This window comes from Lentzea kristufekii (genome assembly GCF_033949925.1).
Lineage (GTDB): Bacteria > Actinomycetota > Actinomycetes > Mycobacteriales > Pseudonocardiaceae > Lentzea > Lentzea kristufekii.
On the sequence record NZ_JAXAVV010000046.1, the window covers coordinates 1 to 26659 of the forward strand.

The window sequence follows — 26659 nt, forward strand, 5'->3', positions numbered from 1 at the left end:
GGCCGCGACGACAAGACCGGCGTGACGTTCCCGATCTGCTTGCTACGCGTGCCTCAGAACAAGACCTCCCGGCCGTTCACCAAGCCGGTCGACCCGATCGTCAGGCTGCGTGACGACAACTGTCACCTACTCGTGCAGCAGACCCGTCGCTACTCGAGGAGGCGGTCTGACGGGTGGCTCACAAGGTCTCGATGAGTTTTCTGAGCGGTGCGGCGAGATCCGGGTGGTCGCCTTTGTCGACTCGGTGTAGCAGCCGGGCTGCGACGTAGAGCAGTGCGAGTTGTCCGGCGTCGGTGTCGAGCACGTCGGCGAAGGTGTCGCGCACTCGTTCCGCTGTGTCCGGTACGAGGAGGCTGTAGCAGTACAGGGTGGCCGCGTCTGTCCCAACTGGAGCGCGGCCCCACAGTTCCCAGTCCAGCAGGCCGAAGTCCGGTCCCATCAGGTTCGCCCAATGCAGGTCGCCGTGCACGGTTTCCCATTGGCGGACCACGGGATTCACCGAGTTCCCGAAGTACTGCTGGATCCTGCCGGTGACCAAAGCCTGATCGGCATTGACCCGCTCGGTCGGCGTCGCCGCGACCACCTCGATCGTTCCGCGGAGTTGCGACCACCACTGGTCGGGAAGATCGATCGCATGGCGCAGGGCGTCGGTGGGGGAGCAGGCCGAGCCGGGGGCCAAGGTCATCAGCTCGACACGCTGCTGTCGCCATTCCTCCCACTCGTAGATGGCGAGAACTTGCGGCTTGGGCAGCGTGGTGAACACATTGGCCTCGAGGTTCCCGGTCCAGAAGTCGCCGCCGGTCCACTGCGCGTCCTCGGACACCACGCGAAGCCACAGTTGCCGATCGGCTGCTTGAACGGGTGCGCTGATCGACCGGTCGAACCAGCCGAGTCGGGCCCGCCCGGCGACGATGAGGCCGAAGTGATCGGCTGCGTGGCTGAGGTTGTCGTGCATCCACTGTCGGAACCGCGTGTCGGCTTCGTTTAGGTCAACGCTCAACATCCCGCCGTCGCGGTCGAGAACGGGTGGGTGGTCACGCTGTTCAGACACATGGTCCCCTCGCCTTGGCGCTTACTGCGCACACTGTGTGAGTTCCTTGGTACTGCTTGGAAAACCTCCAAGCGAGGAGCCGACGGAGTCATGCCCCCAATCGGGGAAGCGCCGGGCGAGTTCTCGTGCTCACCACCGCGCAGCCGCCACGTTCACCGTCTGACGAGTTACCTCAACGTCACGCGGCCACTACCCGCTCTGTCGCCGTGAATGACTGATCGACCTGGGTCTTCAAGTCGCGGTCCGTGCCGTGGGAGCGGCGGGACGAAGCCTCACGGTTGCTGGCGGCGTTGAAGAACCCGCACCGTGGTTGGAGCGCCGTCGTGGTGGGAGAGGGGACGAGGTGCTGGTTCGGGAACCAGTTCTCGTTGATCGCTCCGCGGTTCGAGGCATACGGGGTCGATCTGTGGGTGCCGGAGTTGGGTGGGAAGTACAACCCACGGAATCCGTCGCACAAGATGCTGATGAGCGTGCTCGGTGGCATGAGCGAGTCCGAGCGCCAGCACGTGCAGGCGCGTGTTCGGGCCGCGATGGATACGCAGGTGCTCAACGAGGGACGCCACCAGGGCGGCCGAGCGCCGTACGGGTACGTGACGGTAGACGGCGGTCCGCATCCGAATCCGCGCAAGTCAGCGGAGGGCTACCGATTGCGGGTGCTCGCGATCGATGACGAGTCCGCATGGGTTGTCCAGCGCATCTTTGCCGAGTACTTGAGCGGTATGGGTGATCGGGCCATTGCCAACGGGCTCAACCGTGACCGGATTCTGTGTCCGTCCGCGCGCCGGCCGGATCAGAACAAGCATCGGCCCGGCGATGGTTGGCAGGGCGGCACTGTGCGGGCGATCGTGGAGAACCCTCGTTACACCGGCTATGCGTTCTTCGGCCGCTCTACGAAGTTCGAGACGCTGCTCGACCCTGACGACGTGTCGGCTGGTCACGTGGTGCGGTTTCGGAAAGCCAGTCCGGATCGAGTGGTCCGGTCGCGTAATCCTGCGCACCCGAAGATCGTGGAGATTGAGGACTTCACGGCTGCGCAGCTTCTGCGGAAGTCGAAGGGCAGCTTGCGGAGCGCGCGGAAGACGGAACGGTCTGGGCGTGCGCTGAAACACCGCTACCTGTTCCGCGGTCGCATCCGGTGCGACATCTGCGGGCGGAAGATGGAGGGCAGCCCGCGCAAGAAGGCGATGTATTACCGGTGCCCCGCGCGCACGTTGGCTCCGGGTTCTCCCGTGCTTACGTCGCATCCTGGCGCGGTCTATTTGAGGGAGGGCGCTCTTCAGGATGCGGTGAATGGCTGGCTCGGACATGTTTTTGATCGGAAGAACCGCGACCGGACCGTTGCCGCGTTGATGGACTCGCAAGAGCCGGTCATACAGATCGGTCGCGACGCAGCGAAGAAGCGGCTCGCTGAAGCGGAAGCCAAACTGACCAGGTTCCAGAACGCCATCATGGCCGGCGTAGACCCCGCAGCGCTGGTCGAGGCGATCAACGAGGCTCAAGCTGAGCGGCTCGCGTCACGAGCGGCGCTGGACAACGTCCCAGCGCCGGTGGAGGTGGACGTCGCCGAGATATACGCGGCGATCGACCTGATAGGAGACGTCAGCGCGGCACTGAGGGGCAGCGCGCCGGCGAGACTGGAAGAGCTGTACGAGGCGATAGACCTGCAAGTTCGGTACAAGCAAAACCCCCACGAAGCTGATGTCTCCATCAACCCCGTGGGGGTGAATAACGCTCGTGTCCGAGGGGGGACTTGACCCCCCACGTGTAGCAAGCTTGCGCAGTTCGGGTGTTCATGCGCTATTGGATAGCTCGAACCCAGTATAGAGGGCCAGTCGACGCGATTCAATCTTTCGTCGCCAAGTCTGTCGATTGGGTTCAAGACCATTCGCAGCGAACTGTTGGATCGCAGGCTGATCTGGAATCAGATCGGCCTATGGTGCACGGTGAGTGCGAGCGACACTGCAACGAGCACCGCGCCCGCCGATCACTCGCTGGCGCGGTGCCCTTATGGGCCGGGCCCCAACCTCTCGAACTCGACCAGATCGAACGCTTCGTCGTGGATCGACAGGACCTACTCGGCGGAGTCATGCGCGAGTATCGCCATGCGGATTGAGTGACATGGCCGTAATTTTCGGCACGCACAACCTGCCAGACCCGGCCGCACCGTTCGGCGGTGTGAAGGGCAGCGGCATCGGCCGCGAGTTCGGGCCCGATGGACTGGCTGCGTACCAGCAGCTGCAGAGCGTCTACCTCTAAGAACAGGTCGTCGCCGCCAGGTCGCCCGGAATTGACCGGATGGCTTGGCGGTGATCACCACGTCTGCACGCCGAGGCTGCTCAGCGTGCTCGGGAGATCAGCTCGAACAAGCGCTCGTCGTGCTTCCTGCGAGCTGAACTCCTGGCGTCGAAGACCATCGTCCAACCGGTGGCGCTGTCGTAGGCAGGCCAGTCGAGCCTGACTCTCTCACCGGGGTCACCGGTGGCAGCGAACCGGATCAGCGCACCTGAGGCCTCGGCGGCGACCTTGTCGGCCACGTGACGCTTGCCCGCGACGAGGCTGCGCACCGTGTCGACGTTGTCGAGCATGAACGGGAGGTCTCCGCCAGTGTGGTAGGCGGTGACGCCGCCGAAGACCGGAAGCGTCCAGGCGTAGACGGCCGCATAGACAGGCGCCCCGCCCTGGCCTGCTTTGGCACGAGCCGTGGGAAGCCGGTTCGCAGGACCGCCGGCGTCCATGTAGAGCAGGTCGAAGAGAGGGCGGGTCGGGTACTGCTTGCGGAACTCGGTCACGATCGCGGGCGTGGACGCCTTGTACCGCTCGTTGAGCAGTTGCAAGACTCGCGCCTCGGAAGTCTGCGGCCGGTAGGCGTCCTGGAGCGGGTTCGCCGCACCTGCCTGAGTGATCATCGCTCCCGCATTGGTGGAGAACTCGGCGAACGTGTTGCTGACCATGAGCGGGACGTCCCGCGAGAGTGCGGAGAACTTGCCGTCCGCTGTGACGGTGCGCTCGGGGTAGAGGGCGCCGTCGATCACCGGACTCGCGGAGAACCTCGCCCTGCCGGCGGCCGCGAGCAGCGTCCGGTGCGGTACCTGCTTGAGCTGCTCGACAGTGTTGACACCGAGTTCCCCGAACACCGCGGCGGTCTGAGCCCGCGCGTCGCTCTGGGAACGGCCGGCTGCCTGTCCGCTGGCGACGACGGCCTTGTGGAAGAGCCCTTTCGCGGAAGGCATGCCCATGAGGGTCAGCACCTTGGCGGCACCGCCTGACTGCCCTACGACGGTGACGTTCTTCGGATCGCCGCCGAAGCGCGTGATGTTGTCGCGCACCCACTTCAGCGCGCTCTCAATGTCGAGCATCCCGAGGTTCCCGGAGTCGCGGTAGGCCTCACCGTGGGCGGAGAGGTCCATGTACCCCAGCACGTTGAGCCGGTGGTTGACGCTGACGAAGACCGTGTTGCCGTGGTCGGCGAGGTTACGGCCGTCGTAGTAGGGCAGTTCGGACGACGAACCACTGGAGAAGCCACCTCCGTGCAACCACACGACCACCGGGCGGCGCGCCTCGGTCCGGAGCGACTTCGTCCAGACGTTCACGGACTGGCACTTCTCGTTCTCGACCTGGTCCTTGCCCGTCGGCGTCATGAAGTCGAACGGGCTGACGGACTCGGTACCGGTGGGACACACCTCGCCGTACTGGAGTGCCGGGCGTACGCCACTCCACGCCGGGGGAGTGGTCGGCAGACCGAACCGTTCAGAAGCCGCGTAAGGAATTCCCTTGAACGTGTAGACGCCGTCATCGCGGTAGCCGAGCAGAGATCCCTGGGCGACCGAGGTGATGACGGGGTCGGTGGACTCTCGTCCGTGGCCGGTCTGAGGTTCTGCCGACGGCGCGGTGACGCTCGCCGCTACGACAGCGAATGCGATGCACGCGCCGGTTGCCTTGCTGCGCAGACCTTTCATCTACAACGCCTCCACTGCGACGATCACTTGACGGCGACGGGGTTGACCGGCGCTCCGACGGCGCCGGTGACCGGGATCGGAGCGGCGGTGAGTCAGAAGGTGTAGACGCCGTCGGCGGCGCAGTCATCGGCGAGTTCGTCCAGGTCCCACATCTCGCCGAGGAAGAGTCCTGTGTGGGGGATCGCGACCTGTTGCAGTGGCTGGAAAGCGTCGTCGAACTCGTTGGGGCGCACCTCGCAACCCCAGGTGTCGGTGGCGATTCCCGCGATCGCGGTGCGGTGCAGCCAGTCCAGCGTGCTGAAGGACAGCCCGGGTGACGGACCGCCCGCGTACTCGCCCCACCCCTCGTTGCGAGCGCGCGTGAGGCGCCCGGTCCGCACGCACACCAGGTCACCGCGCTTCACTTCGACGCCGTGGGCGTCGGCGGTGTCGAGGAGATGCTGTTCGGTGATGGCAAATCCGTCCGGCAGTTCGCCGTTGCCCACGACGCGGCCGACGTCGAGGAGAACCCCGCGGCCGGTGATGAGGCCGCGAACGGTCTCGATCCCGGTGAACGCGTCGCCTTCGTTGGTGACGACTTCGCTTGCGCGGCGCCCGTTCCACGCTCGGCCGTGGTCGAAGATGTGGCCGAGGCCGTCCCAATGGGTGGAGCACTGCAGCGGCATCGCGATGACGTCGTCGGCACCGCCGAGGCCGTGGGGGAATCCCTGGTTGCCGTGTTCCGCGTCCAGTCCGGTGTCGAGCATGGTGTGCACCGGGTTTGTGCGGCGGCGCCAGCCCCGCTGGGGGCCGTCCGCGGAGTACGGCAGCGACAGGGAGAAGGCCCGGCCGCGAGTGATGAGCCGGGCTGCGGCGACGCGGTCGGCTTCCGCGATGTGGTTGAGGGTGCCCAGCACGTCATCTGGGCCCCATCGGCCGACGTTGGAACAGCGCTGGGCGGCCGCGGCGATCGCGGTGGCGGCATCGGTCATGAGCGGTCACTTTCCTGCTCTGGCACCGCGTTCGGTGCTGATCGGGTCGTGACGTCCCGAAGAGCACCTCCGGTCCACGCCGACCGCGCCCAGATTCGCCGAGCAGTGGGTATCGGGGAAGGCCGACCTGCTAATGATCGACATCCGCGAGACCGATAGCCGCAGTTCAGTCGCTGCCGGGGTCGAGTCCCATGGCGCGCAGCATGGTTGCGAACCGCGCGGCCATGGGGAAGTTCTGGCTGAGCAGCCACTGCGTCTGCAGGCCGTCCATGGCGGCGAGCACCATCGACGCGAACTCGGCCGCGGGGATGCTCTCGCTCCGCGTTCCGCGCGCGGTCTCGGCCTCGAGCCGTCCGGCCAGGTAGCGGATCAGCCGCTCGTAGCGGCGGGTGAAGAACTCGTGCGCGGGGTGCTCCGGGTTCACCGCCTCGGCCGCCAGCGTCGTGAACAACCGCAACAGTCCTGGGCGTTTCTCGTTCATCTCCACGACTTCGACCAGTGCCGCGGCCAGGTGACCGGGTGCGGGATCGCGTTCGACGTCGAGCTTGGAGGAGAGGTCCTTCTCCTCCAGCACCGCGACGAGGAGCTGTTCCTTCGAGCCGAAGTGGTGGGTGATCAAGCCAGGGCTCATGCCCAGGGAGCGGGCGACGTCGCGCAGGCTGCCGCCGCGGTAGCCGTCCACGGCGAAGATCTCGGTCGCCGCGTCGATGATCTCGCGCCGACGTGCCTGACCGCTGCGGTAGGGGCCTCGGCGTCCTCCTGCCGCGGTCGTGTCGTCGGTGCTCATTCGTCTCCCCGTGGCCGGCTTCGTCCGAGCGCTGGACGCGATTCGACGGTAGCAGCAGCAGAATCTGATCCCGCCACCGTCCAGTTCGGACGTTGACAGCGGCTGGCGGCTGGCTTACGTTCCGGCGGCGACCAACATTGCACAAGTGTACAAGTTTCGTTCGGGGTCGCCATGGGACACGAAGGGGTCTCTCATGAACATGGGTAGAACCGAGTCCGATCCACCCGTCGACACCGCAACCGCGCCACCACCCGCCCGCCATCCCGCGTTCCCCGCGCTGCTGGTGCTGGCCCAGTTCGGGCTTCTCCTCGCCGTGCTCACCCCTGTGGTGGTCGCGCTCTCGGTGAAGCTGAGCGTCTTGGCACCGGAGAACACCGAAGCGGTGCAGGGACCGATCCTCGCCGTCGGCTCGATCATGGCGATCATCGCCGCTCCGGTGTTCGGAAACCTGTCCGACCGCACGACGAGCAGGTTCGGACGTCGGCGTCCCTGGCTCGTCGGCGGTGCGATCGCGGGCACCGGAGCACTCGCGCTGGTCGGTGCCGCGACCGAGATCTGGCAGGTCTTCGTCGGCACCGCGCTGGCCCAGTTGGCGATCAACGCGTCCACCGCGGCCGTCGGTGCTCTGTACGCCGACCAGATTCCCGAACGGCTGCGCGGCCGCATCGGCGCGTTGATCGGCGTGGCCACCAACTTCGGCGCCATCGGCGGCGCGTTGATCGGAACCTTGCTGGCGGACAGCATCTTCTGGACGTTCGTCGTGCCGGGGCTGGTCGCCGTCGTGCTGGTGACGGCTCTCGCCGCGGTCATCGACGACCCGCCCGCCGACCGGTCGGCCATCGCCCCGGCGTCGCTGTCGGACATCGGGCGCGCATTCACCTGGCCTGTCCGAGGCCATCGTGACTTCTCGGTCAACCTGCTCAGCCGGTTCCTGATCTGGATGGGCTACACCACGCTCATCGGGTTCCAGACCCTCATGTTCATCCAGCGCTTCGGCGTCGCGCCCCAAGAGGTGGCGGTCTACGCGCTGATGGCCACCGGAACGGCGGGAGCGGCGACACTGGTCGGCTCCGTGGGCGGTGGCTGGGTGTCCGACCGGCTCGACCGCAGGCGCTACTTCGTGCTCGGTTCGGGGCTGGTGATCGGCGCCGGCCTGGTGCTGCTCGGTCTGGCCGGAAGCGTCGGCGCCGCGCTCCTGGCAGGCGTCGTGGTCGGGTTCGGTCTCGGTGTCTACCTCGCCTCCGACCTGGCTCTCGCCGCGCGCCTGGTGCCGGATCCTGCGAACACCGGCCGCTACATGGGAATCGTGCAGCTGGCCAGCATCGCGCCGCAGGTTCTGGTGCCGTTCGCCGCCCCGGTTCTGCTCTCCGCCGGAACGGGAGCACCGAACTACCTCCTGCTGTTCGCCGCGGCCGGAGCGGTGTCGATCGTCGGCTCGTCCCTGATGGTCTTCGTCCGCTCCGTTCGCTGACCTGTCCGATCGGAGAATCACGTGATCAACCCCGACGATGCTCGAGTGGAAGCGCTGCTGCGGCGCATGACCATCGAGGAGAAGGCCGGTCAGCTATTCCACGGCATGGCGGGAGTCGGCCCCGGCGGCAGGGTTCTGGCCGATGACGACCCGGCTGCGATGGGGCCGTTGCGCGCTCAGATCGCGGCGGGCCTCTCCCACGTCGCGGTCATGGGGCCCGCCACCCCTGCCGACATGGCCCGCTGGCACGACGCCGTGCAGGACCTGGCGGCGCAGACCCGTCTCGGCATCCCGGTGACCTTGTCGTCCGATCCGCGGCACGGGTTCGTCTCCAATCCCGCCACGGGAACGGCCGCGACGGGGTTCTCCCAGTGGCCCGAACCGCTGGGGCTGGGCGCAGTCCGCGACCCCGATCTGGTCCGCGCGTACGCGGCGACCGTCCGCCGCGAACTCGCCGCCGCCGGAATCAGCGTTCTGCTCGGACCAACCCTCGACGTCGCGTCCGAACCGCGTTGGGCGCGGACGGTCGAGACGTTCGGCGCGGATCCGGAGCTCGTCACCACTCTGGCCGCGGCGTTCCTCGACGGGTTCACGGCGGACGTGGACGTTCCGCCGGTAGCGGCCATGATCAAGCACTTTCCCGGCGGGGGACCGCAGAAGGACGGCGAGGACCCGCACTTCGACTACGGCAAGGAGCAGGTGTACCCCGGTGGTGCGTTCGACCTGCACCTGCGCCCGTTCGCCGACGTGCTCGCCCGGTACCCGGTGCAGGTCATGCCCTACTACGGCGTGCCCACCGGACTGAGCCTGGACGGCGGGCCGGTCGACGAGGTGGGCTTCGCCTTCAACCGGCGGATCATCACCGGTCTGCTGCGCGAGACCCTCGGATTCAGCGGAATCGTGTGCACCGATTTCGCGCTCGTCACGGATCGGACGGTCTTCGGAGCCCCGATGCGGGCCAGGGCCTGGGGCGTAGAGCACCTGGACAGGCACGAGCGCGTGGTGCGGATCCTCGACGCGGGCTGCGACCAGCTCGGCGGAGAGGTGGCGCCGGAACTGGTGGTCGACCTGGTTCGTGACGGCAGGCTCACCGAGGAACGCCTCGACACCTCGGTGCGCAGGATCCTCGCGGAGAAGTTCCGTCTGGGCCTCTTCGAACGGGGAAGTCTGGTGCGGGCGGAGGGAAACTCCGAGGCCGTGGCAGCCGGGCTCGATGCGCAACGCCGTTCCGTCGTGGTCGTGGAGAACAGAGACGCCGTGCTGCCGATGCGCGAAGGTTGCCGGGTGTACGCCGAGGGCGTGGATTCGCAGGTGCTGGCCGGCTACGCCGATGTCGTGGACGACCCCGTCCGCGCCGATGTGGCGTTGCTGCGCGTCGACGCACCCTACGAGCCCCGCAGCGAGGGATTCGAGAGGTTCTTCCACGCCGGAAGCCTCAGCTTCAGCCACGACGTCCGGGAGCACGTCGCGACACTCGCCGGCCGCGTGCCGGTCGTCCTTGACGTCATGCTGGACCGCGCCGCGCTGCTCGGGGAGATCGCCGGTCCGCTCTCCGCGCTGACCACGTCGTTCGGAGTCAGCGACGGCGCGCTGCTCGACGTTGTTTTCGGCCGTGTACCGGCAACAGGTGTCCTGCCGTTCGAGATCTGCGGTAACGCCGAAGAACTGGTGGCGCGTCGTCCGGACGTACCGTTCGACAGCGCCGCGCCCGCCTATCCCCACCGTCACGGACTCACCTTCGGAAGGCCTGCGATGACCAACCCCCTGACCGACGTCAAAGCCTTGGTGGAAGCCGGTTTGGCCGCCGCCCCGACACCCCGGACCGCGACGGTCGTCGTCGACGACGGCACGGAGATCGCCTACCACCGCTGGGAGCCTGGTCCCGACGTCGAGCCGCACCCCGTCCCCGTCGTTCTGCAGCACGGATTCACGGTCGACACGATGGTGGAATGGGCCAGCCGCGGCACCGTCGCGGCCCTGACCGCCGCCGGGCGCACCGTCGTCGGCGTCGACGCCCGCGGGCACGGCCTGTCGCAGAAGTCCCCGGATCCCAGCCGCTACGGCGAACCGCGCATGGCCCGGGATCTGCGTGCCGTGATCGGCCTTCTCGACGTGACCGCGGTGGACCTCGTCGGCTACTCGATGGGGTCGATCATCTCGCTGCTCGCTGCCGCCGAGGAACCGAAGGTGCGCCGGCTGGTCGTCGGAGGCGTCGGTGCCGGGGTCGTCGAGGTCGGCGGTGTCGACACGCGCGAACTGGATGGAGACGTGGTCGCGGAGGCGTTTCTCGCCGACGACCCGAGTGCGCTCCCGCCGGAGATGGTGGGCATGCGCGCGTTCGCCGAGATGGTGGGCGCCGACTTCCCGTCGCTGGCGGCGCAAGCGCGGTCCCTGTACGTGGGTGGGGTCGACTTCGCCCGTGTGACCGCCGAGTCGCTCGTCATCGCGGGCGACGAGGACCCGTTGGCCGTGCGGCCGGAGGTGCTCGCTGACGCTCTGCCGAACGCACGGCTGGTAATCCTGCCTGGTGACCACAACACCGCGGGCAGCAACCCGGACTTCCGCGCCGCGGTGGTGGACTTCCTCCGGAACTGAGTTCAGCGACGTGGTGGCAACTCGGCGCCAGCCTGGGCGAAGAGGGTGCGCAGCCAGACGTGCTCGGCGTCGTGGGTGTGCGTCGGGTGCCACCACAGCGCCTCCACGAGCTGCACCACGTCCCACGGGCAGTCCAGCACGCGCAGCCTCTCGTCCCTGGCGAGATGGCGCGCGAGCTGGAACTGCACCAACGCGAGCCTTTCAGTTCCGAGAACGTAGTACGGCAGCGCGAGGAAGCTCTCCACGACGCACTGGACGCGCGGCGCGGCGCCGATCAGCTGGAGCTGCCTGCCGGCGCCGGTGAACGCGGAAGCGCTGTGGTAGGTGAACACCCAGGGCAGGCGTTGCGCGTCGGCCATCGTCAGGGAGTCACCGATGGTCTCGCACTCGCGGTCGGCGATGACGACCCACGAGTCGGTGAACAGGTTGACCGACGGCAGGTCGAACAGAACGCCGTGGGGGAGAAGGATTCCGTCGACTCCGCGCATCGCCTCGCCTCCGGTTTCGATCACCGCGGGGCTGTGGTGTTCCAGCCTCAGGGTGACCGACGGTGCCTGCTCCGCGATCAGCGCCGTGACTCGCGGCCCGAGGACCGCCATCGGGTAGTCGGAGGCGAGGACGGTGAACGTCCTGCGCGACGTGGCGGGGTTGAAGTCTGGTTCGCTGGCGAACACGCGCTCGACGCCGGCCAGCGCGAGCCCCGTTCGCCTGCGCAGCTGCACGGCCAGCGGGGTTAGCTCGTAGGAGTTGCCGGCCCGGGTCAGCAGCGGATCGTCGAAGTGCCGCCGAAGCCGGGCGAGCGCGCCGGACAGCGCGGGCTGGGAGAGTCCCAGGCGCTCGGCCGCACGCGTGACGGACCGTTCCGCCAGCAGCACGTCGAGCGGAACGAGCAGGTTAAGGTCCAGGTTCGCCAGGTTCACGTCGGCACCGTAATTCGTCGCGCTGATAACCGGTATCAGGATATTCGGGTTCCCTTATATCTGCTGCTCGCGTGACAGTAGTCGGCGTCACCGTCGACGGAAGGACCTCACGTGGCCGTCCCCTTCGCCATCGCCACCCTCTCGACCGGGCGTGGTACCGCCGAGGTCCGGGAGTTGCCCGCCCTCGTCGTCGACATCGACGGCACGCCTCGGTGGCGGGACCTGTCCGACATCGCGCCATCGGTGCACGCGCTGCTGCAGGAGTGGGAAGTGGTGCTCCCTCGCCTTCGCGGTCTCGTGGAGCAGGCGGACACCCCGCTGGAGCCCACCAGCCTGCGGCCGCCGCTCAACCCCGGCCAGATCCTGCAGGCGGGCGCGAACTACCGCACGCACGTCATCGACCTCGCGGTGAAACACGCACCGGACAGGCCCGCGGACGAAGTGCGCGCCGAAGCAGCGGAGATGATGGACCGGCGCATCGCCGACGGGGAGCCGTACATCTTCATCGGCCTGCCCTCGTCGGTCACCGGGCCGTACGACGACGTGGTCCTGCCGGCCTACTCCGACCGGCACGACTGGGAACTGGAACTGGCGGTGGTGATCGGCCGGAGCGCGTTCCAGGTGAGCCGCGACGACGCCTTGGACCACGTCGCCGGGTACACCATCGCCAACGACCTCACGACTCGCGATCTCGTGTTCAGGCGGGACATGCCGGAGATCGGCAGCGACTGGTTCCGCGCCAAGAACGCACCAGGCTTCACGCCGCTCGGTCCGTACCTCGTTCCGGCCGAGTTCCTCAGCGAGCACCCGCAGGTGCGCCTGGACCTCAACGGAGAGGTGATGCAGGACGAGTCCACAAAGGATATGATCTTCGACGTCGCGACACTGGTCTCCGCCGCGTCCAGGACCGCCGTGCTGCGGCCCGGCGACCTCCTGCTCACCGGCAGCCCCGCGGGCAACGGCATGGCGCACGGCCGGTTCTTACGCGCCGGTGACGTCATGACCGGGTCGATCACCGGCCTCGGAGTTCAGCGCACCCGCGTGGTGAACCCGTGAGCGCCGTCGAGTCGGTCGGGATCATCGGAGGCGGGGTCGCCGGGCTGGCCGCCGCGATCCTGTTGGCGGAAGAGGGAGTGGCCGTCGACCTGATCGACGCCAAGTCCGACATCGGTGCGCTCGGATCCGGTATCACGTTGCAGGGCAACGCGTTGAGGGTGCTGCACCGGCTCGGTGTGTGGGACGGCGTGCGGCGCCTCGGTTTCGGGTTCGACACCCTCGGCCTGCGGGCTCCCGACGGCACCGTGCTGGCCACGATCCCCGACGCCCGCACCGGTGGACGGGACCTGCCCGCCACCGTCGGCATGTACCGCCCCGACCTCGCCAGGCTCCTCGCCGACCGCGCTACCGGGCTCGGGGTGAAGATCCGGACGGGCGTGACGGCGGCGACGCTCACCCAGGACGCCGAACTGTCCACCTCGGACGGTGGTCGTGCGCGCTACGACCTGGTGATCGGCGCCGACGGCGTGCGGTCGTGGACCCGAGCGGCGATGGGGATCGACCTCACCACCGAACCGATCGGCATGGGCATCTGGCGTGCCTTCGCCCAGCGACCGGAGTCGGTGATCCAGACCGACCTCACCTACGGCGGCGAGGCCTACATCGCCGGATACTGCCCGACCGGTGAGGACACCCTCTACGCCTACCTGGTCGAGGACGCGCAGGACCGCAACGGCCTGAGCCCGGACGAACGCCTGAGCACCATGCGGGCGCTCGCCGAGAACTATCACGGGCCCTGGGACGACATCCGCGCGAACCTCGTCGATCCCTCGCGGGTCAACTACACCTGGTTCGAGCACCATCTGCTGGACGGGACCTGGCATCGCGGCCGTGTCGTGCTGATCGGCGACGCGGTGCACTGCTGCCCGCCCACCCTCGCCCAGGGCGCAGCCCAGGCACTGGAAGACGCCCTCGTGCTCGCCGAACTGCTCACGACCCGTGACGCCGTCGACGAGGACCTGTGGGCCGAGTACTCCGCCCGGCGCCTGCCCCGCGTCCGCGCGGTCGTGGAGGGCTCGGTGCAACTGTGCCGCTGGCTGCAGGCCGGTGAACGCGGTGACACCGCCGGTCTGATGGGCAGAATCGCCGCTGTCGTTGCGGAGGCACCATGACGGCCGTGGTCGACGTGCACGCCCACTGCCTGATCGCCGAGGTCGAGGCACTGGTCGCCGGGCACGCGGGCCTGGCGGAGCACCGCACGCTGGAAGCTCTTCGCAACGGGCCGGAATCCTCCGCGGTCTCCGGTGCGATGGTCATGTCCGCGTTGCCCTCGCTGACCTCCGTCCAGCGGCGACTTGTGGACATGGACTCCGCGGGTGTGGACGTGCAGGTCGTGTCGCCCTCTCCGTCCCACTACCACTACTGGGCGGATCGGGACCTGGCGACGCAGGTGTGCCGCGCCGCGAACCACGCCGTCGCCGGCCTCGTGACTTCGGCGCCGCAACGGCTTCGAGGTCTCGGCCTCGTTCCGTTGCAGCACCCCGAACTGTGCGCGGACATGCTCGACCACGCGATGGGGCTCGGGCTCAAGGGCGTGGAGATCTCCTCGTTCGCACCGGGCGTCGAACTGTCGGACGAGCGGCTGGACCCGTTCTGGGCGCGTGCGTCCGACACCGGCGCGGTGGTCTTCCTGCACCCCTTCGGATGCTCCCTCGACCAACGGCTGGACCGCTTCTACCTCTCCAACACGGTGGGGCAGCCGGTGGAGAACGCCGTGGCGCTCTCCCATCTGATCTTCGGCGGTGTCCTGGACCGCCACCCCGGCCTGAAGGTCGTGGCCGCGCACGGTGGTGGCTACCTGCCGACCTACCTCGGCCGGTCCGATCACGCCTGGCAGGTGAGGCCCGAGGCCCGCGGCTGCGCGGACCCGCCGTCGTCCTACCTGCACAGGCTCTGGTTCGACTCCCTGGTCCACACCCCGGAGGCGCTGCGGGCCCTGGTGGCCGCCGTCGGCGCCGACCGGGTGCTCCTCGGGTCCGACCACCCCTTCGACATGGGCGTCACCGATCCGGTCGCCCGCCTCGACGCCGCCGGACTGAACGCGGGCGACCGCGACGCGATCGCCGGTGGCACCGCACTGAAGCTGGGGCTCGGCCCCAGGAAGGACTCGTGATGGCCCAGCGGCTGATCACCCACCTGCGCCACGTGGATCTCGCGGTGCCGGACCTGGCTCTCCAGCAGTCGTTCTACACAGGACAGTGGGGGCTGACCGAAGTCGCGACCGACACCGGACTCTCGTTCCTGGCCGCGGAAGGATCACCCGAGCAGTACGTCGTGCGGCTGCGGCAAGCGACGGACAAGCGCATCGACCTCATCGCCTTTGGTGCGGCCAGCCCGGCCGACGTCGACACGCTGGCCCAGGCGCTGGCCCGCGACGGCGTCAAGCTCGTCTCCGAACCGGGCGTCGTCGCCACACCCGGCGGGGGATACGGGTTCCGCTTCTTCGACAACGAGGGCCGCACCGTCGAGGTCTCCGCCGACGTCACGCTGCGGGCCCACCGCAAGGTCGAGGAGGGCGAGTCGGTCCCCGTCCGGCTCTCGCACGTGGTGATCAACTCCGCTGACCCCGAGGGCACGGTCGCCTTCTACGAACGCCATCTCGGCTTCGCGCTCTCGGACGTCCTCATGCATCCCCGCATGGGCAACATGATGTGGTTCCTGCGCTGCAACGACTGGCACCACAGCTTCGCCGTCGCACGCGGCCCTCATCCCGCGCTGCACCACGCCAGCTTCGAGATGCGCGGCATCGACGAGTACATGCGCGGCACGGGCCGTCTGCTGCGTGCCGGTGTCGAGAAGATCTGGGGACCGGGCAGGCACAAGGCGGGCAACAACACGTTCTCCTACTTCCTCGACCCCCAGGGCAACACGCTCGAATACACCACGGAGCTCGACCGTCTCGACGAGGACACGTGGCACCCCGGTCTGCACGACTTCAGCGATCCCGCGGTGTCCGACCAGTGGGGGACCGCGAACCGCATGGACGAGTTCGTGGCCGCGAGGTCGTTCAACGACCCGGACCGGGGCCTCTTCCAGGCCCCTCCGGTCTGATGCGGTTCGCGACCGTCGAGGAGCCCGGCGGCGACGTCCGCTGCGGCGTCGTCGCCGGGGACACCCTGCTGCGCCTGCCCGCCGGAACGAGCGTGCTGGACCTCCTGAGGTCCGGCACGATGCTCGAGGCGGGGCGGCGGCCGACGACCCGATCTCGTTGTCCGGCTTGAGGTTCCTGCCGCCGCTCGAAGCGCCCACGGTGCGTGACTTCGTCGCGTTCGAGGAGCACGTCGAAGGCATCGCCGGTGTGGTCGACGAGGCCTGGTACGCCGCGCCGACCTTCTACTTCACCAATCCGTACGCCCTCATCGGCGCTCACGACGACGTGGCCGTCCCGCCCGGCAGCCACCGTCTGGACTTCGAGCTGGAGGTCGCCGCCGTGATCGGGGCACAGGGCTCCGACCTGACCTCTGAGCAGGCACGGCACCACATCGCCGGCTACACGATCCTCAACGACTGGTCGGCCCGCGATCTCCAGTTCCGCGAGATGGCGGTCCGCCTGGGTCCCTGCAAGGGCAAGGACTTCGCCACCACGCTCGGCCCGGTCCTCGTCACCGCCGACGAGCTGGAGCCCCACCGCGATCCGGACGGATTCCTGTCGTTGGGCATGACCGTCTCGGTCAACGGCACGGAGATCGGTCGTGACCTGCTCTCCAACATGGGCTGGCCGTTCGAGGACCTCGTCGCCTACGCCAGCCGGGGCACCGAGGTGCGCCCAGGAGACGTCCTCGGCTCGGGAACCTGCGGCAACGGCGGCTGCCTCGCCGAACTGTGGGGAGGGGCAGCGAACTACCGCCGCTGTTTCCGGGAGACGTCGTGACCATGACCGTCGACGGCCTCGGCACGATCGCCAACACCGTCGTCGCGGGCGTCGGCCCGCACCTGATCCCGGCCGCGCGCCGACGCAGCCGGCACAGACCCGCTTCACCCGGTCCCACAACGATGTGAGGTGCCCATGACCGCCGCCGCCCCCATCCGCACCGCAGGTCTGCCGCAACTGCTCGTCCTGCTCGCCGCGAGTTCGCTCTCGGTGACCAACTGATGTTAACTGTCAACGGGAGGCACCGAGTTCGGAGTCCGGCAACTGGCTTGCGGCCCAAGCACAGGCTCATTCGTACACTCACGGAAGTTCGACGTCCACGGGGTGATGACGTGGGCCGTGACATGCCGGAGCTCTCGCCACCGTGGCGAGGGCTCCGGCATGTCTCCGCAGCGATCAACGCGCGAGTCTGCCTCCGTCGACTGGCAGGACCGCGCCGTAGACGCACTTCGCGGCGTCGGTCGCGAAACGCGATCGCCGACGCGACCTCGTCGGCCTGGCCGAGGCGGCCCACCGCGAAGCCGTCGATGATCTCCAGAACGCCAGGCCCCTGCGCGTCGGTGCTGTGGCCGGAGCCGGGGCGGGCATGCTGACGGCCATGAATCGTGAGCACAACGTCGTCGTCTACGGCGCCACCGGGTTCGTTGGGGCGCTGACCGCCGCATACCTGGCCCGGCACGCCCCCGAGGGCGTACGGATCGCGCTGGCCGGACGGTCCGCGGACAAGCTCACTGCCACCAGGGCCGGGCTGCCTGCGGCGGCGCGGGAGTGGCCGCTGGTCGTCGCCGACTCGGGGGACCCGGTCGCGCTGGCGGCGCTGGTCGCGTCGACGCGAGTGCTCGCCACCACCGTCGGCCCGTATGCGCGTTACGGGCTCCCGGTCGTCGAGGCGTGCGCACGGGCCGGCACGCACTACGCGGATCTGACCGGCGAGGTGTTGTTCGTCCGCGCCGCGATCGACGCCGTGCACGAGCTGGCCCTGGAGTCCGGAGCCCGGATCGTGCATGCCTGCGGCTACGACTCGATCCCGTCCGACCTGGGCATGTTGTTGCTGCACGAGCGGGCAGTGGCCGACGGCGCGGGGCCGCTCACCGACGTGCGGTTGGTGGCTACGGTCCGCGGCGGTTTCAGCGGCGGCACGATCGACTCGCTGCGGGCGCAGATCGAGGCGTACGAGAGCAATCCCGGCCTGCGCCGCGTCGCCGCCGATCCGCATGCGCTCAGTCCCGACCGCGCAGCAGAGCCGGTGCCCGCCCAGCCCCGTGACGCGGGGATGCCCTCCCGCGCCGCCGACGGAACGTGGCAGGCGCCGTTCGTGATGGCCCCGTTCAACACCCGCATCGTGCGGCGCAGCAACGCCCTGCTCGATTGGGCCTACGGGCCGGAGCTGCGCTACGGCGAGGTCATGGGCGCGGGGCAGGGCGTCACCGGAGCGCTCATGGCGGCCGGTATCACCGGTGGGCTGGCCGGGCTGGTCGGCGCGATGTCGGTCAAGCCCGTCCGCGGCCTGCTTGACCGGGTGCTGCCCGCGCCCGGTACCGGGCCCAGCGAACAGGCTCGTGCGAAGGGCTGGTTCCGTTCGGTGCTGCACGCCACCACCAGCTCGGGGCGCCGCTACCGGGCCACAGTCGCCGGACCAGGCGATCCCGGCTACGCCGCCACGGCCGTCATGCTCGGGCAGAGCGCCCTCTGCCTGGCCCTCGACGACCTCCCGCAGCGGTCCGGCTCGCTCACGCCTGCGACGGCCATGGGCCGGCCTCTGATCGATCGCCTGCGGCTCGCCGGCCACACCTACGACGTCACGACCGCCTGACCCACGCCGTCGTGGGGGTGGATGCTTCTTGCGGCCTCGGGAAGCGTGTCCTAGTCGTGGCACTGAAGCCTCGGACGGATGGTTCTCGGTGTCGATGCGTCACGCGGGCCTTGAGGGAAGTTGATCCAGGCGAGCACGTCGAGCCTGGCTTGAGTGGCCCGTGTGGGAGAACTCCGGGCTGGGGCAGAGGCCGGCGCCCACCTCGCACGGCGCAGGCGAGGCTCACCGCCGACATGGGCCGGCTGCAATCTGGAAGGCACGAACCGCCTGCCGGCTTCGGAAGGCCTTCCGGTCAACGCGCTTTCGTCCTCACGAAGGTGGGTCAGCGTGGCTTCAAGTTGCTTCGCTTTCTGTACAACGCCGCGCATGATGTCGTCGAGCAACGCGTGTGGAGACGCGGACGCAGCGACTTTCCGTTGCAGTTGCCGCGTGCTCACCTCAACGGCTATCCAGGATCTCGGAGCCTCGAGGACCGCGTCGCAGACCTTGTCTCCGGACTTGCGCTGGTAGGCCGTCTTGAGTTCGCGCTCGTCCCAGAGACACTTGAAAGGTCCTTCTCGCGGGCCGAACTGCTCCAGGACTTGGGTCTGCTGCACCGTTAGGTGACATCTGAGTTGGCTTGCCGTGATGGTGAGCTGGGAGGATGCCGCTGTGCCCAAGCCCTACCCCCAGGAGTTCCGCGACGATGTCGTGCGGGTCGCTCGTGACCGTGAGCCCGGTGTGACGGTCGAGCAGATCGCGAAGGACTTCGGGGTGCACCCGATGACGTTGTTCAAGTGGCTGCGCCAGGCCGAGATCGAGGAAGGCGCCAAGCCCGGTGCGAGCCGGGCCGAGTCGGCTGAGCTGCGTGAGGCGCGTAAGCGGATCAAGCTGCTGGAGCAGGAGAACGAGGTCCTGCGCCGGGCGACGGCGTACTTGTCGCAGGCGAATCTGCCGGGAAAAGGCTCTACCCGCTCGTGACCGAGCTCGCCGCGGACGGCATTCCCGTCGCGGTGACGTGCCGGGTCTTGAACATCGCTCGACAGCCGTACTACCGGTGGCGTGCCCGGCCGGTCACCGGGACAGAACTCGAGCGGGCTCATCGGGCGGACGCGTTGTTCGACGCACACCGCGACGATCCGGAGTTCGGCTACCGGTTCCTGGCCGACGAAGCCCGCGACGCCGGGCTGTCGATGGCGGATCGGACCGCGTGGCGGATCTGCTCGTCCATGGGCTGGTGGAGTGCGTTCGGCAAGAAACGCCGCAAGAACGGGACGAAGGCCGGTCCGCCGGTGCACGACGACCTGGTCCGGCGTAACTTCACCGCCACCGCGCCGAACCGGCTGTGGCTGGCCGACATCACCGAACACCGCACCGCAGAAGGAAAGTTGTATCTGTGCGCGGTCAAGGACGTCTGCTCCAACCGGATCGTGGGCTACTCCATCGACTCCCGGATGAAGTCCCGCCTCGCCGTCACCGCGCTCACCAACGCCATCGCCCGCCGCGGTGACGTCGCCGGCTGCGTGGTGCACACCGACCGCGGATCGCAATTTCGATCCAGGAAATTCGTCCGCACGCTCGCGCACAACGGCCTGACCGGGTCGATGGGCCGGGTCGGCGCCGCGGGCGACAACGCGGCCATGGAAAGCTTCTTCGCGTTGCTGCAGAACAACGTTCTCAACCGGCGCACCTGGTCCACCCGCGAGGAACTCCGGATCGCGATCGTCACCTGGATCGAACGCACCTACCACCGCCGCAGACGCCAGGCCGCCCTGGGCAGGTTGACCCCTATCGAATACGAAGTAATCATGACCACGCCAGCCAGTCAGGCTGCGTGACTACCACTGTCACCTACTCGTGCAGCAGACCCTGGGGGCTCAACCTGACCTGCAAACGCGGGTGACGTTCGCATGGCTCGAAGTGACTGGAAAGTGCCAGCTGCAGTGCGATCACTGCTATGCCGACTCTGGCCCGGCTGGTTCGCACGGCGCCATGACTACCGAGGACTGGGGTAGGTCGATCGATCAGCTCGCCGATCTCGGAACGAGGATGGTCCAGTTCATCGGAGGCGAGCCGACTCTGCATCGTGCGCTGCCTGGGCTGGTCCACCATGCCCTTGATCGGGGGCTGAGGGTCGAGGTGTTCTCGAACCTGGTGCACGTCCGTCCGGAGCTGTGGGAGGTCTTCTCGCGGTCCGGCGTCCAGCTCGCCACCAGCTACTACTCGGATGACGCCAAGCAGCACGAGCAGATCACACGAGGTGGGCGCAGTTACGAGCGGACGAGGTCGAACCTCGTAGAAGCCGTTCGGCGATCGATTCCGGTGCGGGTGGGCGTGATCGACGTCGATGAGGGGCAACGCGTCGAGGAGGCGGTGGCGCAGCTGCGAGACCTTGGGGTCGGCGGCGAGGTGCGGATCGATCGTCTGCGCCAGGTCGGTCGTGGTGGCCGCGATCGTGGGCCTGACCTGGGTGAACTGTGTGGTCAGTGTGGTGACGGTAGGGTCGCGATCGCACCGGACGGGTCGGTGTGGCCGTGTGTGTTCTCCCGTTGGTTGCCGGTGGGGAATGTGCGGGAGGAGTCGCTCGCCGACATCCTGACGGGATCGAGGATGACGGAGACCGCATCGGTGCTCGCGACGGAGTTCGCTCGGCGGCCCCTGAACCCGTGTGTGCCCAACATGTGTGATCCGCAGTGCGGGCCGAGCTGCAGCCCGGCGTGTCGGCCTGCCGGCAACTGCGTACCTACGGGAGCCTGCGCTCCGGACTACGACTGATCGAAGGAACTTCCACCTATGCTCGCCCGCCGCGCGTACATCCCCGAAGAGTCGTTGCCTCGTGGCTCACGGAGGCCGTGGCCGCTAGACGTGCCGTGCGTCGCCCAGCTGGCAGACGAAGGCATGACGTTCGAGCGGCCGGTGACCTTCCTGGTCGGCGAGAACGGCTCCGGCAAATCCACGCTGGTCGAGGCATTCGCCGAGGCGTGGGGGCTAGACGCGCAGGGCGGGCGGGCCGGGCGGAAGTACGTCAACGACCGGCCGAAGTCAGAGCTCGGTGAGATGGTGCGGTTCGACACCACCGCTCTCGGCGCCCGGCACCGTATCGGTCCGCGGACGAAGCGCAAGGGCTACTTCCTGCGTGCCGAGACCGCGTTCGGATTTATGAACGCGGTAAGTGGGATGAACGGGTATTGGGATGAGGACACGAGCGAGATGAGCCACGGCGAGGGCTTCCTCACCGTGTTCGCCGCGATGTTCCGCGAACCCGGCTTCTACCTGATGGACGAGCCCGAGGCCGCGCTGTCGTTCCAGTCCTGCCTGCGGTTGATGCACCTGATGTACGAGCTGGGCAAGTCGGGGGCGCAGATCATCTGCGCGACGCACTCGCCGATCCTGGCGTCCACACCGGACGCGGACATCATCGAAGTGGGGGAGCACGGCTTCCAGCGGTCGAAGTGGGAGGACCTGGCATTGGTCGACCACTGGCGCCGCTACATGGCGACCCCCGAGGCCTATCTGCGTTACGTCACCGAGGAGTAGCGGTGCACGAGGACCTCAGCGACGCCGACGCCCAGTTCCGCGAATGGATGCGCGAGAACCTCCAGCGCGCGGCAGCGCACTTCGGGCTCGACCTCGTCGGCGAGCCTCGGCTTGGCTGGATGGACCGTTCGATCAGTGCGCTCGCCGGCCGTGGTGAGGAGCGGTTCTGGTTGCGGGTGGTGTCGGAGAACAAGCAGTGGATCAGTGGTGCCTTCTGGACCGGCAACGTCGACGCCAACGTGTTGACCGGGCTGGCCAAGCCGCGCGTGCTGGACGTGTTCGAGTGGGAGGAGTACCGGCAGCAGCGCGCGGAGGTGCTGACTTTGTTGCCGGGTTTGCCGTGCTCCCGTACCGATGCGCTTCGCGAGCCGATCGACCTGCCGGATGCCTGGTGGGCTGAACTTCGCCGCACGATCGACGCGGTTGCTTGTACGCCGACGGATCGGGTCAACGCGGACCAGGAGTTGGTCAGCAAGCGGATCCGGCAGCGGTTCGGTGATGGCATGACTCCTGTTGTCTCCCAGTGGGAAACGGTGCATGGCGACCTGCACTGGGCGAACCTCATGGGACCGGCCTTCGGCCTCCTCGACTGGGAGTGGTGGGGACGCGGTCCAGCGGGCACGGACGCCGCGACCTTGCTCTGCTACAGCCTTCTGGTGCCGGAAATGGTCGAGCGGGTTCGTTCCGTCTTCGGCGATGTGCTGGAGTCAGAGTCAGGCCGGATTGCTCAGCTCTACGTCGTTTCCCGGCTCTACCGCCGGATGGACAAGGGCGATCACCCGGACCTTGCCGACGTGCTTGCGGTCCACGCCGAAACGCTCGTGTGAGCAGCGTGGCGACGGGCGCAGGCACCCGATCGGGCGACCAGCGGCGTTTCCGCAGGTGAGACGTAGCAGTTGCGGGATTCGTGCTGGGTCGCTGCGCGATTGGTGAGCTGGTTTGACCTGCGGTGGAGCAGTTGGCTGATTGTGCCTGGCACAACAGATCCCAGCTACTGCAAGGAATTTCCCATGCCGCAGAGATGCTCCACGGCTCGTGGCCGCGAGTTCGGCGAAGGTGTGCGGGCGGCCATCAAGGCCTCCGGAATGCCGGCGCGACGGGTCGCTGAACTCGTCGGCTGGCAGGAGGCGAAGCTGTCGGACTTCCTGAACGGCAAGATCGGATGCACCGAGACCGAACTCGCCCTTCTACTGGGGGTCTGCCGCACGCCGGTTGAGGAACGTGACCGCATGTTGAACCTCCTGCCCGAGACGCATGTCAAAGGGTGGTGGCAGCAGCACGGCTCGTGTGTGCCGGTGCGGCTTCGTACGCTCGTGCAGAACGTTGCGGCGGCGAAGACCCTGACCACATGGCATCCCCACGGGATTCCGGTGTTTCTGCAGTCGGTGGACTACCTGCGTGCGGCGATCTCGGCTTGTCCGAATGTGCCGGACGGGGAGCTGGACCGACGTGTCGAGGCTGGGCAGGAGTTGCAGGAGCTGCTGTTCGGCGGTGGCGTGCAGTGCGCGGTTTACCTCCACGAGCAGGCGCTATATCTGCCTGTCGGTGGACATGACGTTCATGTCGGCCAGGTGCATCACCTGTTGCTGATGGCGGTTCGCAGCAACGTCACGATCCAGATCTTGCCGACGGCCCTCGGCGCCCACGCAGGCATGAGCGGGGCGTTTACTCAGCTGACCTTCCCGGCGTACGAGCCGCTGGTCTTCCTCGAACACGAGAACTCCACGCTCATCCAGGAAGAGAAGACAGCGGTCGAGAGCTATCAGGAAATTGTCCGCTCGCTCGACAGGTCCAGCCTCAACGAGGAACAGTCGAAAACGATGCTGCTCCAACTCGGCGAGCGATTGTCGGCCGCTGACTCCTCGGGACCCGCCAGGCATCTGCCAGGTGCACTTGCCGCTGGTGTGTCCTTCCCCAGCGGCTACCGGTTGTGAGTCGGAGGCTGCCTGCTCGCTCGTGCCATGAGCAGGCAGCCCCAACCGTCCTGGAATCAGCTACGCGGCCAGCGGGTGGTGCTCACCGGTGAGTGCGGCAAGTGCTGTGGCGACTTCTTCGAGGGTGGCCCGTACGTAGGTCGTGGTGCTTCCTGCGTCGCTGTTGGTGTCGTTGTGTCCGGCGAACGCGCGGGCGACGGCGTAGCCGAAGTGGCGTTCGACCCACGTGAGAGTGGTGTACCGGATCCAGTGCGTGCTGACGCCCTGTTTCGCCGCCCAAGGCAAGCTTTCGCCGACGCGGACCCAGAGGCGGTCGTAACGGTGGTAGGTGATCGGGCGCCCGTCCAGGTAATGCAGGAGGCGTCCGTTCATTGGCGCGCCGCGTTGTTCGACGTGCTGGAGCAGGTGCCACATCAGCGTCGGGGAGACCGGTTGCCACCGCGAGGACTCACCCTTCTCCCGGAGATATACCAGGCAGTTCTCCTCGTCAAGATCCTTCGGTCGCAGCGCGAGAGCACCACCACGGCGGGCACCGGTCTCGGTGTGGAAACGGATGATCAGCGAGTCGAGCTGGGGGTCGTTGCCTCCGGTGGCGACGACGTCGTTGAGCTGGTCCATCTGCTTGCCGGACAGCGCCCGGCGGTTGCTGGGCTGCCTCCGAGGCTTCGGCACCTTGGCGGCCGGGTTGGAGCGTTCGTCGATGAGCTCGTCGTTGACGGCGTGTTTGTAGAGGCAGCGCAGCGCGGCGATGAGGTGCTCGGCGGCGGAGTTGCCGTTGCGGGTGTTCCGCCGGACCGTCAGGTTGGCCTTGATGTGCTGGACGAGTCGCTGGATGTCGGTCGGCGTGCGGTCACTCAGGGAGATGTCGGCCCATTGGTCCAGCACGCGGTTCCAGTACGGGGTGTAGGCGCGGCGCGTGCCGTCGCTGACAGCTCCAGCGACGACTGGGATGTACTCGGCGAAGGTCGGGGCCGGCGGTTTCACCGAGTTGAGGAGGTCCTCGGCTGTCACGCCCATTCGGTCAAGAACCAGGCGTGCGGCGTCGAGCTCAGCTTGGGTCGGTGCGCCGGTCACAGGTCCTCACCGCCTGGCAGGAGGGGCAGCACCAGTTCGTCCAGGACGATCGGTGGGAACACCGTCACCGTCTGGCGGTCGATGTGGGCGATGAGGAAGACCCGATCGCCGGAACTGAGGCTCGCTATTCGGCGGGCATCTGCCGGCAGCCGGAGGTAGCCCTCTTTGGTGAGCTTGAAGACGCCGTGCGGGTCGGCGGTGACGACCAGGAGCCCGTCGAGCTCGCGGATACTGAGCCGGGTGGCCACGTCCCACGCCAGTGCCGCGGTGACGTGGCGGTCTGCGACTCGGCCGCGGTGGTCGACGGCGGCCATCCGGTACAGAACGTTCGTCTGCCGGGCCGGTCGTGACGCCGGGACGACGATAAGCGGGAGCGGCTGACCAATGGCGCGGGCTGACGCGCCCGTCGCATTCCCTGGCGCGGTCTCAGGGACGATGGGCCGGATGTAGGAAACGGTCATCGGACGCCACCCGGAAGTAGCGCCGAAACGCAAAACAGGTGCTCAAGTGGACTTGAGCACCTGCCACGTAGACGTCGCAAATTTGCGACATTTTGGTGTCCGAGGGGGGACTTGAACCCCCACCCCCTTTCGGGGACTAGCACCTCAAGCTAGCGCGTCTGCCATTCCGCCACCCGGACGTATTCGGTTGTGCCTCGGCTCGCGCCGTGGTGTGTGCATAGGTTACATGATCGTCAGCGCGCGCCAAAATCGGGGGGACTGGGTTGTGTCTGTGCTGGTCGGCGGGCTGCGGGCTAGGGTCGGGGTGTGGTTGAGGTTACTGGGTGGTTGCTTGACTCCGACCCTGCGTTGCGGTGGCAGGTCGAGCGGGATCTGGTGGGGCTGCCTGAGGCTGTTTGGCGTGCTACTCGGGCTCGGGTTGGTCGTGAGGGGTTCGGGGCTCGGTTGGTGGGGCTTCAGGGTTCGGATGGGATGTGGGGTGGTGGGGCCTTCTTTCCCGCTGGGTTCGACGGGAAGGAGGAGGGGCAGCCTTGGACGGCTACCACCTGGTCGTTGACCTCGTTGCGGGAGTGGGGGCTTGACCGGGCGGTGCTTGAGGGGACCGCTGAGTCGCTTGACGCCGGGTGTCGGTGGGAGTACCACGATCTGCCCTATTGGGGTGGTGAGGTGGACCGCTGCATCAACTCGTGGACCTTGGCCAACGGGGTGTGGCTTGGGGCGCCGGTTGAGGGGATTTCCGACTGGTTCGTCGAGCATCAGCTTGAGGACGGTGGGTGGAACTGCGAGTGGGTTGAGGGGTCGGCTCGGTCTTCGTTCCACTCGACGCTCAACTCGTTGAAGGGGTTGCTGGCTCACGAGGTCGCTACTGGCGGGACTGTCGCTACTCGGGCTGTTCGGGAGCGTGGGGAGGAGTACCTGTTGGAGCGGGCGCTCTACAAGCGGTTGTCCACCGGGGTGGCTGTGGGGGAATGGGCCTTTGAGTTCCGGTCGCCGTTTCGGTGGGGGTACAGCGTGCTCAACGCCCTCGACTACTTCCGGGCTGCTGGGAAGAAGGATCCTCGGATGGCTGAGGCTGTTGAGGTGGTTCGGGGTGCCCGGCAGGAGGATGGTTTCTGGTTGCAGGGTGGGCGGCATCCTGGGCGGGTCTGGTTTGAGATCGATGTTGAGAAGGGGTTGCCGTCTA

General features: G+C 67.7%; 22 protein-coding genes, 1 tRNA gene and 1 pseudogene. 16 read left to right on the forward strand and 8 right to left on the reverse strand.

What is annotated here, in order from left to right; all coding sequences use genetic code 11:
* Nucleotides 1-178: 178 nt before the first annotated feature.
* Nucleotides 179-1051 (reverse strand): aminoglycoside phosphotransferase, encoded by an 873-nt coding sequence (locus SK571_RS44800; protein ID WP_319990195.1) that lies wholly within the window; start codon nucleotides 1049-1051, stop codon nucleotides 179-181.
* A gap of 245 nt (nucleotides 1052-1296) precedes the next feature.
* On the opposite strand from SK571_RS44800, the gene SK571_RS44805 reads away from it, so the two are divergent.
* Nucleotides 1297-2805 carry a recombinase family protein gene (locus SK571_RS44805; RefSeq protein WP_319990196.1) on the forward strand — a complete coding sequence of 503 codons (1509 nt, stop codon included), beginning with the start codon at nucleotides 1297-1299 and terminating at the stop codon, nucleotides 2803-2805.
* Nucleotides 2806-3169: 364 nt separating this feature from the next.
* Nucleotides 3170-3307 carry an aldehyde dehydrogenase family protein gene (locus SK571_RS44810; protein ID WP_319990197.1) on the forward strand — a complete coding sequence of 46 codons (138 nt, stop codon included), beginning with the start codon at nucleotides 3170-3172 and terminating at the stop codon, nucleotides 3305-3307.
* Between the two features lie 80 nt (nucleotides 3308-3387).
* Here SK571_RS44810 and SK571_RS44815 read toward each other — a convergent pair whose 3' ends face one another.
* The 3 genes from SK571_RS44815 to SK571_RS44825 form a co-directional block, all read right to left on the reverse strand.
* Nucleotides 3388-5007, reverse strand: coding sequence for a carboxylesterase/lipase family protein (locus SK571_RS44815; RefSeq protein WP_319990198.1), 1620 nt, complete (start codon nucleotides 5005-5007; stop codon nucleotides 3388-3390).
* 92 nt (nucleotides 5008-5099) lie between these two features.
* Nucleotides 5100-5978: a cyclase family protein gene (locus SK571_RS44820; protein ID WP_319990199.1), complete on the reverse strand. Its 879-nt coding sequence runs from the start codon at nucleotides 5976-5978 to the stop codon at nucleotides 5100-5102.
* Nucleotides 5979-6144: 166 nt separating this feature from the next.
* Nucleotides 6145-6765: a TetR/AcrR family transcriptional regulator gene (locus SK571_RS44825; protein ID WP_319990200.1), complete on the reverse strand. Its 621-nt coding sequence runs from the start codon at nucleotides 6763-6765 to the stop codon at nucleotides 6145-6147.
* A gap of 193 nt (nucleotides 6766-6958) precedes the next feature.
* Between SK571_RS44825 and SK571_RS44830 the strand changes: the two genes are divergently transcribed.
* Nucleotides 6959-8236 carry an MFS transporter gene (locus SK571_RS44830; RefSeq protein WP_319990201.1) on the forward strand — a complete coding sequence of 426 codons (1278 nt, stop codon included), beginning with the start codon at nucleotides 6959-6961 and terminating at the stop codon, nucleotides 8234-8236.
* Nucleotides 8237-8257: 21 nt separating this feature from the next.
* A complete protein-coding gene (locus tag SK571_RS44835; RefSeq protein WP_319990202.1) occupies nucleotides 8258-10831 on the forward strand; it encodes an alpha/beta fold hydrolase in 2574 nt (857 codons plus the stop codon).
* A 2-nt stretch (nucleotides 10832-10833) separates the two neighbouring features.
* On the opposite strand, the gene SK571_RS44840 is transcribed toward SK571_RS44835, so the two are convergent.
* The gene (locus tag SK571_RS44840) at nucleotides 10834-11751 is read right to left on the reverse strand and encodes a LysR family transcriptional regulator (RefSeq protein ID WP_319990203.1); all 918 of its coding nucleotides are present in this window, start codon (nucleotides 11749-11751) and stop codon (nucleotides 10834-10836) included.
* Between the two features lie 111 nt (nucleotides 11752-11862).
* Here SK571_RS44840 and SK571_RS44845 point away from each other — a divergent pair, with 111 nt between their 5' ends.
* From SK571_RS44845 to SK571_RS44895, 11 genes and pseudogenes are all read left to right on the forward strand, one after another.
* Nucleotides 11863-12807 carry a fumarylacetoacetate hydrolase family protein gene (locus SK571_RS44845; RefSeq protein WP_319990204.1) on the forward strand — a complete coding sequence of 315 codons (945 nt, stop codon included), beginning with the start codon at nucleotides 11863-11865 and terminating at the stop codon, nucleotides 12805-12807.
* Nucleotides 12804-13919, forward strand: coding sequence for an FAD-dependent monooxygenase (locus SK571_RS44850; protein ID WP_319990205.1), 1116 nt, complete (start codon nucleotides 12804-12806; stop codon nucleotides 13917-13919). The genes SK571_RS44845 and SK571_RS44850 overlap by 4 nt, the downstream gene beginning before the upstream one ends.
* On the forward strand, nucleotides 13916-14920 hold the full coding sequence (locus SK571_RS44855; RefSeq protein ID WP_319990206.1) for an amidohydrolase family protein: 1005 nt from the start codon (nucleotides 13916-13918) through the stop codon (nucleotides 14918-14920). Before SK571_RS44850 ends, SK571_RS44855 begins: the two co-directional genes overlap by 4 nt.
* Nucleotides 14920-15858 carry a VOC family protein gene (locus SK571_RS44860; protein ID WP_319990207.1) on the forward strand — a complete coding sequence of 313 codons (939 nt, stop codon included), beginning with the start codon at nucleotides 14920-14922 and terminating at the stop codon, nucleotides 15856-15858. The genes SK571_RS44855 and SK571_RS44860 overlap by 1 nt, the downstream gene beginning before the upstream one ends.
* A pseudogene (locus SK571_RS44865) lies at nucleotides 15858-16806 on the forward strand (fumarylacetoacetate hydrolase family protein). The gene SK571_RS44860 and the pseudogene SK571_RS44865 overlap by 1 nt, the downstream one beginning before the upstream one ends.
* 470 nt (nucleotides 16807-17276) lie before the next feature.
* Nucleotides 17277-18491 (forward strand): saccharopine dehydrogenase family protein, encoded by a 1215-nt coding sequence (locus tag SK571_RS44870; protein ID WP_319990208.1) that lies wholly within the window; start codon nucleotides 17277-17279, stop codon nucleotides 18489-18491.
* Nucleotides 18492-19142: 651 nt separating this feature from the next.
* A protein-coding gene (locus SK571_RS44875) for an IS3 family transposase (RefSeq protein WP_319990209.1) occupies nucleotides 19143-20308 on the forward strand; the annotation gives its coding sequence in 2 pieces (ribosomal slippage) (nucleotides 19143-19427 and nucleotides 19430-20308; 1164 coding nt in all).
* A gap of 19 nt (nucleotides 20309-20327) precedes the next feature.
* Nucleotides 20328-21245: a radical SAM protein gene (locus SK571_RS44880; protein WP_319990210.1), complete on the forward strand. Its 918-nt coding sequence runs from the start codon at nucleotides 20328-20330 to the stop codon at nucleotides 21243-21245.
* Between the two features lie 123 nt (nucleotides 21246-21368).
* Entirely contained in the window at nucleotides 21369-22007 is a 639-nt protein-coding gene (locus tag SK571_RS44885) for an AAA family ATPase (RefSeq protein WP_319990211.1), read from the forward strand.
* 2 nt (nucleotides 22008-22009) lie between these two features.
* Complete coding sequence (locus SK571_RS44890) at nucleotides 22010-22834, forward strand: phosphotransferase family protein (RefSeq protein WP_319990212.1); 825 nt, start codon at nucleotides 22010-22012, stop codon at nucleotides 22832-22834.
* Between the two features lie 183 nt (nucleotides 22835-23017).
* Nucleotides 23018-23941: a helix-turn-helix domain-containing protein gene (locus SK571_RS44895; protein WP_319990213.1), complete on the forward strand. Its 924-nt coding sequence runs from the start codon at nucleotides 23018-23020 to the stop codon at nucleotides 23939-23941.
* A 60-nt stretch (nucleotides 23942-24001) separates the two neighbouring features.
* Here the strand turns inward: SK571_RS44895 and SK571_RS44900 are convergent, their stop codons facing one another.
* From SK571_RS44900 to SK571_RS44910, 3 genes are all read right to left on the reverse strand, one after another.
* A complete protein-coding gene (locus tag SK571_RS44900) occupies nucleotides 24002-24958 on the reverse strand; it encodes a tyrosine-type recombinase/integrase (RefSeq protein WP_319990214.1) in 957 nt (318 codons plus the stop codon).
* 53 nt (nucleotides 24959-25011) lie between these two features.
* The gene (locus SK571_RS44905) at nucleotides 25012-25329 is read right to left on the reverse strand and encodes an AbrB/MazE/SpoVT family DNA-binding domain-containing protein (protein WP_319990215.1); all 318 of its coding nucleotides are present in this window, start codon (nucleotides 25327-25329) and stop codon (nucleotides 25012-25014) included.
* Nucleotides 25330-25569: 240 nt separating this feature from the next.
* Nucleotides 25570-25655 (reverse strand) — tRNA-Leu (locus SK571_RS44910).
* 373 nt (nucleotides 25656-26028) lie between these two features.
* Between SK571_RS44910 and SK571_RS44915 the strand changes: the two genes are divergently transcribed.
* Nucleotides 26029-26659 (forward strand): squalene cyclase (locus SK571_RS44915; protein ID WP_319990216.1); only part of this gene is annotated, 631 nt, incomplete at its 3' end.